This window comes from Piscinibacter sp. XHJ-5 (genome assembly GCF_029855045.1).
Classification (GTDB): domain Bacteria; phylum Pseudomonadota; class Gammaproteobacteria; order Burkholderiales; family Burkholderiaceae_C; genus Albitalea.
The window spans coordinates 196,348-210,886 of the sequence record NZ_CP123228.1; the positions used below are offsets into that span (position 1 = coordinate 196,348).

Annotated in this window: 11 protein-coding genes; 7 read left to right on the top strand and 4 right to left on the bottom strand. The window is 70.8% G+C overall.

Annotated features, from left to right (window positions below; genetic code table 11):
- Positions 1–145: 145 nt before the first annotated feature.
- The 4 genes from P7V53_RS00955 (at position 146) to P7V53_RS00970 (ending at position 5,709) form a co-directional block, all read left to right on the top strand.
- A complete protein-coding gene (locus tag P7V53_RS00955) occupies positions 146–1,900 on the top strand; it encodes a serine/threonine-protein kinase (protein ID WP_280153604.1) in 1,755 nt (584 codons plus the stop codon).
- Positions 1,901–1,984: 84 nt separating this feature from the next.
- Positions 1,985–2,773, top strand: coding sequence for an isocitrate lyase/phosphoenolpyruvate mutase family protein (locus tag P7V53_RS00960; RefSeq protein WP_280153605.1), 789 nt, complete (start codon positions 1,985–1,987; stop codon positions 2,771–2,773).
- A 92-nt stretch (positions 2,774–2,865) separates the two neighbouring features.
- The gene (locus tag P7V53_RS00965) at positions 2,866–3,828 is read left to right on the top strand and encodes a recombination-associated protein RdgC (protein ID WP_280153606.1); all 963 of its coding nucleotides are present in this window, start codon (positions 2,866–2,868) and stop codon (positions 3,826–3,828) included.
- Between the two features lie 87 nt (positions 3,829–3,915).
- Positions 3,916–5,709: a DUF885 domain-containing protein gene (locus P7V53_RS00970; protein ID WP_280153607.1), complete on the top strand. Its 1,794-nt coding sequence runs from the start codon at positions 3,916–3,918 to the stop codon at positions 5,707–5,709.
- On the opposite strand, the gene P7V53_RS00975 is transcribed toward P7V53_RS00970, so the two are convergent.
- Complete coding sequence (locus P7V53_RS00975) at positions 5,706–7,433, bottom strand: IlvD/Edd family dehydratase (RefSeq protein ID WP_280153608.1); 1,728 nt, start codon at positions 7,431–7,433, stop codon at positions 5,706–5,708. The two genes, P7V53_RS00970 and P7V53_RS00975, sit on opposite strands and share 4 nt — an antisense overlap.
- Before the next feature lie 87 nt (positions 7,434–7,520).
- A complete protein-coding gene (locus tag P7V53_RS00980) occupies positions 7,521–8,279 on the bottom strand; it encodes a FadR/GntR family transcriptional regulator (RefSeq protein WP_280153609.1) in 759 nt (252 codons plus the stop codon).
- Positions 8,280–8,357: 78 nt separating this feature from the next.
- On the opposite strand from P7V53_RS00980, the gene P7V53_RS00985 reads away from it, so the two are divergent.
- Entirely contained in the window at positions 8,358–9,323 is a 966-nt protein-coding gene (locus tag P7V53_RS00985) for a 2-dehydro-3-deoxygalactonokinase (RefSeq protein ID WP_280153610.1), read from the top strand.
- A 27-nt stretch (positions 9,324–9,350) separates the two neighbouring features.
- Here P7V53_RS00985 and glpK read toward each other — a convergent pair whose 3' ends face one another.
- Together glpK and P7V53_RS00995 are read right to left on the bottom strand one after the other, a co-directional pair.
- Positions 9,351–10,868, bottom strand: a complete 1,518-nt coding sequence (gene glpK / locus P7V53_RS00990) for a glycerol kinase GlpK (RefSeq protein ID WP_280153611.1) — start codon at positions 10,866–10,868, stop codon at positions 9,351–9,353.
- On the bottom strand, positions 10,865–11,632 hold the full coding sequence (locus tag P7V53_RS00995) for a DeoR/GlpR family DNA-binding transcription regulator (protein ID WP_280153612.1): 768 nt from the start codon (positions 11,630–11,632) through the stop codon (positions 10,865–10,867). The genes glpK and P7V53_RS00995 overlap by 4 nt, the downstream gene beginning before the upstream one ends.
- A gap of 297 nt (positions 11,633–11,929) precedes the next feature.
- On the opposite strand from P7V53_RS00995, the gene glpD reads away from it, so the two are divergent.
- Together glpD and P7V53_RS01005 are read left to right on the top strand one after the other, a co-directional pair.
- The gene (gene glpD / locus P7V53_RS01000) at positions 11,930–13,477 is read left to right on the top strand and encodes a glycerol-3-phosphate dehydrogenase (RefSeq protein WP_280156661.1); all 1,548 of its coding nucleotides are present in this window, start codon (positions 11,930–11,932) and stop codon (positions 13,475–13,477) included.
- Positions 13,468–14,538, top strand: a complete 1,071-nt coding sequence (locus tag P7V53_RS01005; protein ID WP_280153613.1) for an ABC transporter ATP-binding protein — start codon at positions 13,468–13,470, stop codon at positions 14,536–14,538. The genes glpD and P7V53_RS01005 overlap by 10 nt, the downstream gene beginning before the upstream one ends.
- The last annotated feature ends 1 nt before the right edge of the window (position 14,539 follow it).

Genomic DNA, 14,539 nt, shown 5'->3' on the forward strand with positions numbered 1-14,539 from the left:
ACCGATCCCCGGTGAAACTTCGGAGGCCCGGCTCCACGCTGTCGCAGGTGGAGCGCACGAACCATGTGGTGGAGCGTTCGTTGCACGGCGTGCGTTGCCGGTCGCGATTTTTCTGCGGCAGCTTTTACTTGCCTGGCCATGCGCCATGGATGCTGCTGATCCCCTCGATGGCGCCGACGAATCCGTCGCCCGCGCCGCCGCCCAACGGGAGTCGCTGCCGCCCGGCACACGGCTGACCGATTTCGAGATCCTGCGCACGCTGGGCAGCGGCGGCTTCGGCACCGTCTACCTGGCGCGCGATCATGTCCTGGACCGCGACGTCGCGATCAAGGAATACCTGCCCACGCAGCTGGCCTACCGCGGCGAGGGCCTGCGCGTGGAAGTGCGCTCCGCGAACGTCGCGGCGACCTATGCAGCCGGGCTGCGCTCCTTCGTCAACGAGGCGCGCATCCTGGCGCGCTTCAACCACCCGGCGGTGGTGAAGGTGCATCGCTTCTGGGAGGCGAACGGCACCGCCTACATGGTGATGCCGTGGGTGCGCGGCCCGACGCTGCGCGAGATGCGGCGCTCGATGAAGAGCCCGCCCACCGAGGCGTGGCTGCGCGGCGTGCTGGATCCCTTGCTCGACGCGCTGGCGATGCTGCACGCCCAAGGCATCTACCACCGCGACATCGCGCCGGACAACGTGCTGCTGCCGAGCGAGCAGGAGCCGGTGCTGCTCGACTTCGGCGCGGCGCGCCGCGTCATCGGCGACCGCACGCAGGGCTTCACGGCGGTGCTCAAGCCCAGCTTCGCGCCGATCGAGCAATACGCCGAGGCCAACCACCTGCGCCAGGGCCCGTGGACGGACCTGTATGCGCTCGGCGCCGTCATCGTGTACCTGCTCACCGCGGTGCCGCCGCCGCCCTCGACGGTGCGCTCCGTGCAGGACGAGATGCCGCTGCTGACGGCCAATCCGCCGCCCGGTGTGTCGGCGACCTTTCTGGCGGCCATCCAGTGGGCGCTGGCGGTGCGACCGCAGGACCGGCCGCAGAGCGTGCAGGAGTTCTGCAGCGCGCTCGACGGACGCGTGTCGCCCCCGCCGGTGCTGCGGCCGATGCAGCCGCTGCGCATCGATCCGCCCCTGGTGGTGACGCCGCCGGAGCTGCCGAACGAGCAGGCGGCGCCGCCGGTGGTGACCCCCGAGCCGCTGGCGGCGGCGGTCGCGTTCGCGCCGCCGGTGTCCGCGGCGATGTGGGACCCGACCATCCGCCTGGTGTCGGACGCGCCCATGGCGTCGACCATCCCGGTGCCCCCGCCGCTGCTCGACGCACCGGTGCCGCCGGCCGCGCCGCGCTGGAGGTCGCGGGCCGCCATCGCCGCCATCGCGACGCTCTGCGTCACCGCGGCGATGGGCCTGCTTCATCGCGGCCCGCCGGATCCCGAGCTGGCGACATGGCGCGCGCTCGGCCGGCAGGTGGCGGCGCCCTCTGCGCCGCTGCATCCGTCGGAATCGCTGGGGCCCGGCGAGAGCCTGGAGCCCACCGGACGCACCGCAAGGACCGAGAGCGCGCCGCCGCCGATCCTGAAGACGGTGATCGCCACGGCGGCAGCCGTGCAGGCCGCCCAGGCCGACGCCGCAGTCCCGGCCCGCGCCATGCCGATCACGGTGCTGGAAGACCCGCAGCCCGCGCGCCGCGCGGCGGCGCGGCCCGCGGCGAAGAAGAAGACGCCCGCCGCCAGCGTCAAGATGCAGAAGCCGACGCTGGGCCCGCGCGAGGCATGCGGCGACCGCAACTTCATCAGCATGGCGTTCTGCATCAACAGCAAGTGCCGGGAGTCGCAGTTCGAGCAGCACCCGCAGTGCATCGCACTGCAGCGGCAATACCAGGAACGGCGACAGCGTTACGACCATCCGTGACGCCGGCAGGTCGATGTCCGAAGGCGGCGAGCGCCGCGCGCACGCACGGCATAGCATCGTGCGCTTCATCCCCCGGAGACTGCCATGCCCGCGAGCCAGCACGACAAAGCGCTTCGTTTTCGACAACTGCACGAAGGTCCGGCGGCCTTCGTCATTCCGAATCCTTGGGATCCCGGCTCGGCGCGTGCGCTGGCCAAGCTGGGCTTCGAAGCGCTCGCCACCTCCAGCGGCGCGTCCGCGGCGGCGCTCGGCCGGCGCGACGGCGAGCTGTCGCGCGATGAGGTACTGGCGCATGCGCGCGCCATCGCGGCGGCCACCGACTTGCCGGTGGCGGCGGATCTCGAGAACGGCTTCGGCGATGCACCGGCCGACGCGGCGCTCACCATACGGCTGGCCGGCGAGGCGGGCTGCGTCGGCGGCTCCATCGAGGACTTCAGCGGCGATCGCGACCGGCCGCTCTACGATCTCGGCCAGGCTGCCGAGCGTATCGCGGCGGCCGTCGAAGCGGCCCGCGCGCTGCCGTTTGCGTTCACGCTCACCGCGCGCGCCGAGAACTACCTGCGCGGGCGCCCCGACCTCGACGACACCATTCGCCGCCTGCAGGCTTACGAGAAGGCCGGCGCCGACGTGCTGTTCGCGCCGTGCCTGCCCAGCCTGGACGCGGTGCGCACCGTCTGCGCGGCGGTGCGCAAGCCCGTCAACTTCATGATCGGCGTGCCCGGATGCTCGTTCAGCGTGGCCGAGCTGCAAGCCGCCGGCGTGCGCCGCGTCAGCCTCGCGACGTCGCTGTATCGCGTGGCGATGGCGGCGATGACCGCAGCGGCGAAGGAAGTGAAGGAGCAGGGCACGTTCGGCTACGTCGATCGGCTGTGACGCGCCGGCCGCGGCGGTGGCGGTGTCGGGCCTCCGTGGGCGCCCCCGACCCCCACCTACAATCCGCGGCCCGTCGCAGTTCACCACCGTCCATGTTCAAGAACGCTCTCGTCTACCGCATCCACTCCTGGGACACCCCCGTCTTCACCGAGCTCGAGGAGCGCCTGGCGACCGCGCGCTTTGCCGCCTGCGGCGCCACGCAGATGGAATCGGCCGGTTGGCTGCAGCCGCGCGGCGACAAGCACTCGCCGCTGATCGAGAGCGTCGGCGGCCACTGGATCCTGCTGCTGGGCACCGAGACCAAGGCGGTGCCGGCGGCGGTGGTGCGCAGCGAGCTCGAGGCGCGCCTGGACCAGCTGGAGGCCGAGACCGGCCGCCGTCCCAAGGGCAAGCGCGCCAAGGAGATCAAGGAAGAGATCGTGCACAAGCTGCTGCCGCGCGCCTTCCCGAAGCGGGCGCAGATGCCGGTGTGGATCGACGTGCGCTCGCGCCTCGTGGTCATCGGCGCTGCCAGCGCCAGGAAGGCCGATGCGATCGTCACCCGGCTGGTGGAGCTGCTCGGCGGCGGCATCGTGCTGCGGCCGCTGCAGACGGAGCTTTCGCCCTCGGCGGCCATGTCGCATTGGCTGACCACGCAGGAAGCGCCGCCGGGCTTCACCATCGACCGCGACTGCGAGCTGAAGCAGCCCGACAGCGAGAAGGCGACGGTGCGCTATGCGCGTCACACCTTGGAGATCGCCGAGGTGGCCGAGCACATCGTGCAGGGCAAGCTGCCCACGCAGCTGGCGATGACGTGGAGCGGCCGCGTGTCCTTCGTGCTCGGCGAGACGATGGCGCTGAAGAAACTCAAGTTTCTGGATGTGGCGCTCGAAGGCGCGGGCTCGGCGGCCGGCACGCGGGACGACGGCTTCGACGCGGATGTCGCCATCGCCACCGGCGAACTGGCGCCGATGATCGCCGGGTTGGTCGACGCGCTGGGGGGCGAGCTGCGCGAGACCCTCGCTGGCCCGGTCGCTGCACGGCCGGCGGCGAACGACGAGGCCATCGCCGCCTGATCCCCGCGAGGGCGTCGTCGGCGTGTTCAGCGCGGCGCGGCGTTCCGGCCTATCCTGCGCGCCCACACCGTGTACCCGGGAGGCCGCATGTCGTCATCGCTGAGCGTCCGTCGTCGCCCCTTGCTGCTCGGCTTTCTCGGCGCACTCGCCGCGCCGTGGGGCCGCGTCATCGCCGCCGAGCCCGCCCCGGGCAGCGCGCTGCGTGCGCTCGTCGAGCGCCATGTCGACATGCTGCTCGAGGCCGAGCCCTTCTACGCCAGCATGCTGGGCGTGGCCACGCCGCAGCAGGCATCGAGCCTGCCGATGGGCATTGCCCCGGCGCAGCGGCGCCGCATGCTCGCGTGGAACCGGCGCACGCTGGCAGCGCTGCAGCGCATCGACATCCGGCGCCTCGATGAAGCCGACGCGGTCACCCATGACGTGCGGCGTCACCACCTCGAGGACGCGATCGCCGGCGCGCGCTTCCCGGATCACCTGCTGCCGATCCATCACCTGCCGGGCCATCCCCTGTACATGCTGGCCCAACCGACCAGCCTGTCCGCCTTCGCCGGCGCGGTCGACCATGAGCGGCACCTGACGCGCCTGGCCCAGGTGCCCGCGTGGTGCAGGCAGGCCATCGCCAACCTGCGTGAGGGCGTGCGGCGCGGCATCGTGCTGCCGACGGTGATCATCGAGCGCGTCGTGCCGATGCTGCGGGCGCTGGCGCAGCCCGACCCGACACGCAATGCCTATGCGCAGGCGACGCAGCTGATCCCCGCCGCCGTCCCCGAGGCGACGCGCCGGCGCCTGGTGCGGGCGTACCACGAGCTCGTCGCCCGCCAGGTCGCCCCGGCGGTCGCGCGGCTGGCGCAGGTGCTCGACGACGAGGTCCGCCCGCATGGCCGCAAGTCGTCGGGGCTGGGCGATCTGCCGGACGGCAAGGCCTGGTACGCGCACCTCGTGCGCAGCAACACCACCACCGCCCTCGGCGTGGCGGAGATCCACGCGCTCGGGCTGGCCGAGGTGGAGCGCCTGCGCGGCGAGATGGCCAAGGTGCAGGCGCAGTACGGCTTCAGCGGCTCACTGGAGGACTTCCTCGCCTGGCACGGCAAGCGGCCGGAAGCGCGGCCGTTCAAGAGCGAGCGCGAAGTGCTCGATGCCTTCGCCGAGCTCGATCGCCGCATCGCTCCGCAGCTGCCGCGGCTGTTCGGGCGCCTGCCCAAGGCGCCGCTGGAGATCCGGCCCGAGCCCGAACTGACGCGCGACACCGCCAGCGACCACTACGAGCCACCGGCCATCGACGGCTCGCGGCCGGGCGTGTTCTACGCCGTCATCACCGATCCCCGGGAGTACGCGACGACGCGGATGGCGGCGCTGTTCCTGCACGAGGCCCGGCCCGGGCACCACTACCAGGCCTCGCTCGCGCAGGAGCTGCCGCTCAACCGCATGCAACGCTTCTGGTTCTACGACGCCTTCGGCGAAGGCTGGGCGCTGTATGCCGAGACGCTGGGGCACTCGCTGGGCCTGTACGGCGAGCCGGATGCCCACCTCGGTCATCTGGGCCTGGCCATGCTGCGCGCCGTGCGGCTGGTGGTGGACACCGGCCTGCACGAGCAGGGGTGGACGCGTGAACGCGCGATCCAGTACCTGGTCGCCAACACCGGCTTCTCGCAGCGCGATGCCCGCGCGCAGATCGAGCGCTACATGGTCGCGCCCGGCCAGGCGCTGTCGTACGCGATCGGCCGCATGAAGATCGAGTCGCTGCGCGACAAGGCAAGCGCCGCGCTGGGCGAGCGCTTTTCGCTGGCCGCCTTCCACGATGAAGTGCTGGGCAGCGGGTCGGTGCCGCTCTCGGTGCTCGAGGCGAAGATCGACCGGTGGATCGGGCGCGTGAAGACCTAGTGCGATTCCCGCGGCACCGCATCGCCGCGACACCCGCGCAGGAAATCGAGGTCCGCGCCCTGGTCCGCCTGCATCACATGGTCGACGTAAAGCCGCGCATACCCCGAGGCCGGCGGCGGCGGCGGACGCCATTCGGCGCGGCGGCGCTCCAGCTCGTCGGCCGGCACGTGCAGCTCGAGCTTGCGCGCCGCGACGTCGAGCTCGATCACATCGCCGTCGCGCACCAGCGCCAGCGTGCCGCCCACGGCGGCCTCCGGCGCCACGTGGAGCACGACGGTGCCGTAGGCCGTGCCGCTCATGCGCGCGTCGGAGATGCGCACGATGTCGGTCACGCCCTGCTGCAGCAGCTTGGCGGGCAGCCCCATGTTGCCGACCTCGGCCATGCCGGGATAGCCGCGGGGGCCGCAGTTCTTCAGCACCATCACGCTGTCGGCGTCGATCTCGAGCGCCGGATCGGCCAGGCGCGACTTGTAGTGCTCGACGTCCTCGAATACCACCGCGCGGCCGGTGTGGCGCATCAGCTTGGGGCTGGCCGCCGACGGCTTGATGACCGCACCGCTGGGCGCCAGGTTGCCGCGCACGATCGCCAGGCCGCCTTGCGGGACCAATGGACGTTCGATCGGGCGGATCACTTCGTCGTCGAAGCACTCCGCATCCGCGACGTTGTCGGCCAGCGTGGACAGCGACACCGATGGCGCATCGCCGTGCAGCATCCCGGCGTCCAGCAAGCGCTTCATCACCAGCGGCAGGCCGCCGGCGTAGTAGAAGTCCTCCATCAGGTACTCGCCCGACGGCATCAGGTTGACCAGCGTCGGCACGTCGCGCCCGCAGCGGTCCCAGTCGTCGAGGCTCAGCGGCACGCCCACGCGGCCCGCCACCGCCAGCAGGTGGACCACCGCGTTGGTGGAGCCGCCGATCGCACCGCAGACGCGGATCGCGTTCTCGAAGTTCTTGCGCGTGAGGATGGCCGACGGCCGCACGTCGCGCTTGACCAGCTCGACGATCTGCCGGCCGGCGATCTGCGCCAGCTCGTAGCGGCGCGAGTCGACCGCGGGGATCGCGGCATTGCCGGGCAGGGCAATGCCCAGCGCCTCGACCATGCAGGCCATCGTCGACGCGGTTCCCATCGTCATGCAGTGGCCGGCCGAGCGCGACATGCAGCTCTCGGCCTGCATGAATTCCTGCTGCGTCATCTCGCCGGCCTTGACCATCTCGGAGAACTTCCAGACATGCGTGCCGGAGCCGATGCGCTGGTTGCGGTAGCGGCCGTTGAGCATGGGTCCGCCCGAGACGATGAGCGCGGGAAGGTCGACGCTTGCCGCGCCCATCAGCGTGGCCGGCGTCGTCTTGTCGCAGCCCGCGAGCAGTACCACGCCGTCGAGCGGGTTGGCGCGGATGCATTCCTCGGCGTCCATGCTCGCGAGGTTGCGGAACAGCATCGCGGTGGGCCGCATCAGCGTCTCGCCCAGCGAGCTGATCGGAAACTCCAGCGGGAGGCCGCCGGCCTGCAGCACACCGTTCTTCACCCGCTGCGCGAGTTCGCGGAAGTGGTGGTTGCAGGGTGTGAGCTCGGACCAGGTATTGCAGATGCCGATGACCGGCCGTCCGTCGAAGCTGTCGGCCGGCAGGCCCTGGTTCTTCATCCAGCTGCGGTGGATGAATCCGTCCTTGCCGGGGTCGCCGAACCAGTGCTGCGAGCGGCGCTTGGGCTTGGCGTCCGCCATGGGGTGCCTCGCGTCTAGTGCTTTCGTCGTATTGTCATACAAAAGCGGCAGGCGAGTCAAAGTGCGCGAGCCGTGCAGCGGTCCGGCTCACGCCCGCGTTCGCGCCGCCGTGCTTCTCGCTCGCTGCCGCGGCGTGGGCTTCAACAGCCTTGCCCGCGTGTCCGCCAGCAAGCTGGCCATGCGCTGGCGGGCGGCTTCGCCGTCTTGCGTTCGGATCGCCTCCAGCACCCTGCCGTGGTCGGGCAGCGCGACCTTGAAATTGCCGGCCTTGCGCGCCGACAGGCCCAGCAGGGACTCCAGTGCAGTGCCGATCATCGCCCCGAGCGGGCGCAGCAGCGGGTTGTTGGTGGCGTCGAGGATGGCGCTGTGGAAATGCAGGTCTGCATCGACCCACTGGTCGATGTTCTGGGCCGCGGCCATCGCCTCGAAGGCGTCCTCGATGTCGCGCAGCTGTGTCGGCGTGCGGTTGCGGGCGGCCAGCGCCGCCGACGCGGGCTCGATGATCTCGCGCATCTCGTTGAGTTGCAGCACGAAGTGCGCATCCGGCAGCGTCGCGCAGCGCCACGCGAGCACATCCGGATCGAGCATGTTCCAGTCCTCGTTCGCGCGTACCCGGGTGCCTATGCGGGGCCGCGACTCCACCAGCCCCTTCGCGGCGAGCACCTTCACCGATTCACGCAGCGCGGTGCGGCTCACGCCCAGCTCGCGGCACAGCTCTTCCTCGTTGGGCAGCGCCTGGCCGGGAGGGCAGGTGCCGCCGACGATGCGGCGGCCCAGCTCGTGCACGACCTGTCCGTGCAGGTTGCGGCCCGAATAGGTGCTGGCGATCGCGCGCAAAGGCTTCATGGAACGTGACAGCGCAAGGATGCGGTTCGGGCCTGTCCGTATCATATGACGATACGCAAGACTCACTTCGTTGCAAAGATGATTGTGCGCGCCTCCCAGGACGCAGCGGCCGGATCGGCGCCGGCGGCCATCGTCGGCATCGACTGGGGCACGACCCGCCGCCGTGTCGTGGCTCTCGATGCGCAGGCGGCGCCGCTGCGCGAGTTCGATGACGACGCCGGCATGCTGAGCGCCGCCGGCCGCTTCGCGGCCGTGCTCGACGCCACGCTCGAGCGCATCGGGCCGCTGGCGCCCGGCGCCCGCGTGCTGCTGTCGGGCATGGTCGGCAGTGCGCAGGGCTGGCACCCCGTGCCTTACGTCGACAGCGGCACGCCGCTCGAAAGCCTGGCCCGATGCCTGTTCGCGGTGCCCGATGCGCCGCGTGGACTCGACTGCCGGATCGTGCCGGGCTGCCGCTGGCGCGGGGACGCGGGCGAAGTCGACGTGATGCGAGGCGAGGAAACGCAGCTGCTCGGTGCGGTGGCGCTGGGGCGGCGCGACGGCGGCTTCGTGCTGCCCGGGACGCACAGCAAATGGGTTGCGCTTCGCGATGGGCGCATCGAGCACTTCTCCACCTACCTCAGCGGCGAGCTGTTCGCTTTGCTGTCGCAGCACGGCACGCTGGCGCCGCTGGTGCGCGAGCCGCGCGACGACGAAGCCGCATTTGCCGCCGGCGTTCAGGCCAGCGCGCGGGCCGCCTTGTCGCATGTCCTGTTCGAATGCCGCGCCCGCGTGGTCGCCGGCGACATGCCCACCGCGTCGGCCCGCGAGTATTTGAGCGGCGTGCTGATCGGCGCCGAATGGCACGACGCATTGCGGCGCCTTGGCCGTCCGTCAGCGCCGGTCTGCGTGATCGGCACGCCAGAGCTGGCGGCGCTGCACGTGCGCGCCGGGCGGCAGCTCGGCGTCCCGGTCGAGCTGCTCGATGCCCGCGAGGCGCAGCTGGCCGCCTGGGCTGCGCTGGCACGGGGCCTGTGGATGTCCGAGCCTCCGAGGAGCGAATGACGTCCGCCTCGCTGCTTCCGCCGCCACCTACGCGGCCACGGTCTGCCGCACGGCCCGCTCCCACCGCTGCATGAGCTCGGCAGCGCGCTCGCGCGGCATCGTCGGATGAAAGCGCCGCTCCACCTGCCACTGTGCGGCCAGCTCGTCGAGGCTCGCGAACATGCCGCAGCTCAGCCCCGCCAGGTAGGCCGCGCCCAGGGCGGTGGTCTCGATCACCTGCGGGCGCACGACCGGGATGCCGAGCAGGTCGGCCTGGAACTGCATCAGCAGGTTGTTGACGCACGCGCCGCCGTCCACACGCAGCTCGCTGACCGGTGAGCCGCCGGCCGCGACGGCATCGCGGCTCATCGCCGACAGCAGCGCGGCGCTCTGGAAGGCGATGCTTTCCAGCGCCGCGCGCGCGATGTGCGCCACGGTGCTGCCGCGCGTCAGGCCGACGATCGCGCCGCGCGCATCGGCCTTCCAGTACGGCGCGCCCAGGCCGGTGAAGGCCGGCACGAACATCACGCCGCCGCTGTCCGGCACGGTCTCGGCGAGGTTCTGCACCTCGCCGCTGCCCTTGATCGCCCGCAGGCCGTCGCGCAGCCACTGCACCACCGCGCCGGCGATGAACACACTGCCTTCCAGCGCGAACTCCGGCGTCGGCTTGGGCTGCGCTGCGCTGGTGGTGATGAGACCGTTGGTCGATGTCTGGAAGCCCGTGCCGGTGTGCATCAACATGAAGCAGCCGGTGCCGTAGGTGTTCTTCGCCAGTCCCGCGTGGAAGCAGGCCTGGCCGAACAGCGCGCTCTGCTGGTCGCCCGCCACGCCGCCGATGGGAATGGCGGCGCCGAGCAGTGATGCACGCGTCGAGCCGAAGACATGGCTGGAGGGATGCACCGACGGCAGCACCTCGCGCGGGATGTCGAGGATGCCCAGCAGCTCGTCGTCCCATTCGTTGCGGCGAACGTCGAGGAGCATGGTGCGCGATGCGTTGCTCACGTCGGTGGCGTGGATCGCCTGCGTGCGCGTTGCGTCCTCGCCGCCGCCGGTGAGCTGCCACATCAGCCAGGTGTCGACGGTGCCGAAAGCGAGCTCGCCGCGCGCGGCGGCCTCGCGCGATCCGGGCACGTGGTCGAAGATCCACTTCAGCTTGGTGCCCGAGAAGTAGGCGTCGATGATGAGCCCGGTCTTCTCGCGGATGGTTGCTTCGAGTCCGCGCTCGCGCAGCGCGGCGCAGGTCGGCTCGGCGCGTCGGTCCTGCCAGACGATCGCGTTGTAGATCGGCTCGCCGGTGCGCCGATTCCACACCAGCGTCGTCTCGCGCTGGTTCGTGATGCCGATCGAGGCGATGTCGCCGGCCTGCAGTCCAGCCTTGGCGAGCACCTCGCGCGCGGTGGCCAGCTGCGTCGTCCAGATCTCCTTCGGGTCGTGCTCCACCCACCCGGGCTGCGGATAGATCTGGCGGAATTCGCGCTGCGCCATCGCGACGATGCGCCCGGCGCGGTCGAACACGATGCTGCGCGAGCTGGAGGTGCCCTGGTCGAGGGCGAGCAGGTGGTTCATGAGTCGCTCACGGTCAGTTGAACGCCGGCCTCGGCCAGCAGCGCTGGAAATGGCGCCGGCGGCTCGGCGTCGGTGAACAGCATGTCGATCTGCGACAGCCGTGCCAGCTCCACCATCGCAGGGCGGTTGAACTTGCTGTGGTCGGCCGCGAGCCAGACCTCGCGCGACTGCTCGATGATCGACTTGGCCACGTTGACCTCGCGGTAGTCGAAGTCGCGCAGCGTGCCGTCGGACTCGATGCCCGAGATGCCGATGAGGCCGATGTCGACCCTGAACTGGCGGATGAACTCCACCGTCACCTCGCCCACGATGCCGCGGTCGCGCGACCGCACCACGCCGCCCGCCACGATGACCTCGCAGTCCGGGTTGTCCGAGAGGATCGCCGCGACGTTGAGGTTGTTCGTGATGACGCGCAGCCCCTTGTGGCGCAGCAGCTCGCGCGCGATCGCCTCGGTGGTCGTGCCGATGTTGATGATCAGCGAGCACCCGTTGGGCACCGCCTTGGCGACGCGCCGGGCGATGCGCAACTTGCCCGCCTCGTTGAGCTGCTGGCGCTGCCGATAGGCGATGTTTTCCACGGTCGAGCTGGGCAGCCGCACCCCGCCGTGAAAGCGCGCCAGCAGCCCCGCGTCGGACAGCAGCTTCACGTCGCGCCGCACCGTCTGCAGCGTCACGCCGAACTGGTCGGACAAGGCTTCCACCGAAACCGAACCGCGGGCACGCACTTCGTCCAGCAACAGCGATTGGCGCGGATTCGGGGTCATCGATTCGATGGCAGAAGACGGCAGTGGCGACGCAGCATAGCCAGGGACTCAGGGAAATCCATGGTGGATTGCGAGCTTGTATTTTGTTCGCGGCTCGGATAAAACGAAAAAAGAAGGACATAAACGAACACAAACGAACATCAAACGATGTTCGTTTTTCTTTGCCAGGAGTCGCCTCAGTTGAAGCAGTCCCAGCTCGATGGCTGGTCGCACGGCGGGCCGCGCAGCGGCGGCGTCGCCCGTGGGCACACGCATGCCGTCGCGGCCTCGCATGACGAGGGCCGCGACGCGGTCGACGTGCTCGTCGTCGGCGGCGGCATCAATGGCGCCGGCATCGCGCGCGACCTGGCCGGCCGCGGCCAGCGCGTGCTGCTCGTCGAGAAGGACGACCTGGCGCAGCACACCTCGTCGTCGTCGACGAAGATGATCCATGGCGGCATCCGCTACCTGGAGTACTACGAGTTCTCCCTGGTCCGCAAGGCGCTGGCCGAGCGCGAGGTGCTGCTGCGCAGTGCGCCGCACATCATCCGGCCGTTGCGCCTGGTGATGCCGCATGAGCCGAGCATGCGGCCGGTGTGGATGATGCGCATCGGCCTGTTCCTCTACGACCACCTCGCGCGCCGCGAGGTGCTGCCCGGCTCGCAGACGATCGACCTTCGCCATGGGCCCATCGGCGCGGCGCTGCAGCCGCGCTACCGCAAGGGCTTCGCGTTCTCCGATGGCTGGGTCGACGATGCGCGCCTGGTCGTGCTCAATGCCGTCGACGCCGCCGAGCGCGGCGCCGAAGTGCTGACGCGCTGGCGCTGCATCGATGCGCGGCGCGCCGGGGCGCTGTGGCAGGTGGTGCTCGAGGGGCCGGGCGGCGAGTCGCGCCAGGTGAGCGCGCGGGCGCTGGTCAACGCGGCCGGCCCGTGGGCGGCGCAGTTCCTGCGCGAGCATGCGCATGTGCCCGATTCGAAGTCGCTGCGCCTGGTCAAGGGCAGCCACATCGTCGTGCGCAAGCTGTACGACCACGACCATGCCTACGTGCTGCAAAGCCCTGACCGCCGCATCATCTTCGTCATTCCCTACGAGGGCGAGTTCACCCTCATCGGCACCACCGACGTCGAGCACCGCGGCCCGGTGGGACAGGCGCGCATCGACGACGGCGAGATCGCCTATCTTTGCGAGCAGGCAAGCCGCTACCTGCGCCGGCCCGTCACGCCGGCCGACGTGGTGTGGAGCTACGCCGGCGTGCGGCCCCTGCTCGAGGACGAGGCGAGCGACGCTTCGGCCGTGACGCGCGACTACCAGCTGGATCTCGATACCCGCGGCGCACCGCTGCTCACCGTCTGGGGCGGCAAGATGACCACCTTCCGCAAGCTGGCCGAAGAGGCCGCCGATCTGCTGACGCCGCCGCTGGGCATCAGCGCCGGCGCCTGGACCCGCGACGCGTACCTGCCCGGCGGCGACCTCGCCGGCTGGATCGGCGCGCCGCAGCGGCCGGACACCGACATCCAGCGCTTTTCGCAGGCGGTGGCACTGCGCCACGACGATCTCCCCGCCGCGCTGTGCAGGCGGCTGGCGCGCGACTACGGCTCGCGGGTCGAGGCGCTGCTGTCCGACGGCCTCGGCGAGCCGGTGGTGCCGGGGCTGCACGAGGCGGAGCTGCGCTACCTGCACGAGCACGAGTGGGCCCGCAGTGCCGACGATGTGCTGTGGCGGCGAACCAAGCTCGGCCTGCATCTCAGCGAAGCGCAGCGCGCGGCGGTGGCCGAGTGGTGCGAGACCCATTGGCGACACGATGCCGCAGCCGCGGCGCACGCCCCGAGCACACTGGGGCGGACGGAGACGACATGGAACTGATGCTCGAGCGCATCGAGAAGCAGGTGGGCGCGCAGACGCACCTGTACCCACTGGACCTCACCCTGGTGCCGCGCGCCGTCACCGTGCTGCTGGGAGCCACCCAGGCCGGCAAGACCTCGCTGATGCGCGTGATGGCGGGCCTGGATGCCCCCTCCAGGGGCCGCGTGCTGGCCGACGGGCGCGACGTGACCGGCCAGCCGGTACGCGAGCGCAACGTCGCGATGGTCTACCAGCAGTTCATCAACTATCCCTCGATGACGGTCGAGGACAACATCGGCTCGCCGCTGAAGCTGCGCCGCGAGGCCGGCGTCGCGCAGCGGGTGGCCGAGCTGGCCGCCAAGCTGCACATCGAGCCCTTCCTGAAACGGCTGCCGGCCGAGCTGTCGGGCGGCCAGCAGCAGCGCGTGGCGCTGGCGCGCGCGCTGGCCAAGAAGGCGCCGCTGATGCTGCTGGACGAGCCGCTCGTCAACCTGGACTACAAGCTTCGTGAAGAGCTGCGCGAGGAGCTCTCCCAGTTGTTTGCGACCGGCGACTCGACGGTGGTCTATGCCACCACCGAGCCGACCGAGGCCCTGCTGCTGGGGGGGTACACCGCGGTGCTCGACGCCGGCGAGCTGCTCCAGTACGGGCCCACCGCCGAGGTGTTCCACCGGCCCAGGTCCATCCGCGTGGCGCGCGCCTTCAGCGATCCGCCGATGAACCTGGTGGCCGGCACGGCGGCGACGCTGGGCGTGTCGCTTCAGGCCGGCGTGAACCTCTCCGTGCCGCTGCCCGCCTCGAGCACGTCGAGCCTGACGATCGGCGTGCGCGCCAGCGCGTTGCGTGTGCGCGAGCGCGGCGGGGACGTGGCGTTGCCGGGCAAGGTCGAGCTGGCCGAGATTTCCGGCTCCGACACGTTCGTGCACGTCGACACGGCCATCGGCGAGCTGGTCGCGCAGCTCACCGGCGTGCATCAGTTCACGCTGGGCGAGGCCATCACGCTGTACCTCAATCCCACGCACGTGCATGTGTTCGATGCGGCCGGCAACCTGCTGGTCGCGCCGTCCGGGGAGGCACGCTGAC

What these genes read in the sequence shown, in the direction of transcription:
- P7V53_RS00965 (WP_280153606.1), top strand. Translation starts at nt 2,866, where the DNA reads ATGTTCAAGAACGCTCTCGTCTACCGCATCCACTCCTGGGACACCCCC.
- P7V53_RS00970 (WP_280153607.1), top strand. Translation starts at nt 3,916, where the DNA reads ATGTCGTCATCGCTGAGCGTCCGTCGTCGCCCCTTGCTGCTCGGCTTT.
- P7V53_RS01005 (WP_280153613.1), top strand. Translation starts at nt 13,468, where the DNA reads ATGGAACTGATGCTCGAGCGCATCGAGAAGCAGGTGGGCGCGCAGACG.
- P7V53_RS00955 (WP_280153604.1), top strand. Translation starts at nt 146, where the DNA reads ATGGATGCTGCTGATCCCCTCGATGGCGCCGACGAATCCGTCGCCCGC.
- P7V53_RS00985 (WP_280153610.1), top strand. Translation starts at nt 8,358, where the DNA reads ATGATTGTGCGCGCCTCCCAGGACGCAGCGGCCGGATCGGCGCCGGCG.
- P7V53_RS00995 (WP_280153612.1), bottom strand. Translation starts at nt 11,632, where the DNA reads ATGACCCCGAATCCGCGCCAATCGCTGTTGCTGGACGAAGTGCGTGCC.
- P7V53_RS00980 (WP_280153609.1), bottom strand. Translation starts at nt 8,279, where the DNA reads ATGAAGCCTTTGCGCGCGATCGCCAGCACCTATTCGGGCCGCAACCTG.
- P7V53_RS00975 (WP_280153608.1), bottom strand. Translation starts at nt 7,433, where the DNA reads ATGGCGGACGCCAAGCCCAAGCGCCGCTCGCAGCACTGGTTCGGCGAC.
- glpK (WP_280153611.1), bottom strand. Translation starts at nt 10,868, where the DNA reads ATGAACCACCTGCTCGCCCTCGACCAGGGCACCTCCAGCTCGCGCAGC.
- P7V53_RS00960 (WP_280153605.1), top strand. Translation starts at nt 1,985, where the DNA reads ATGCCCGCGAGCCAGCACGACAAAGCGCTTCGTTTTCGACAACTGCAC.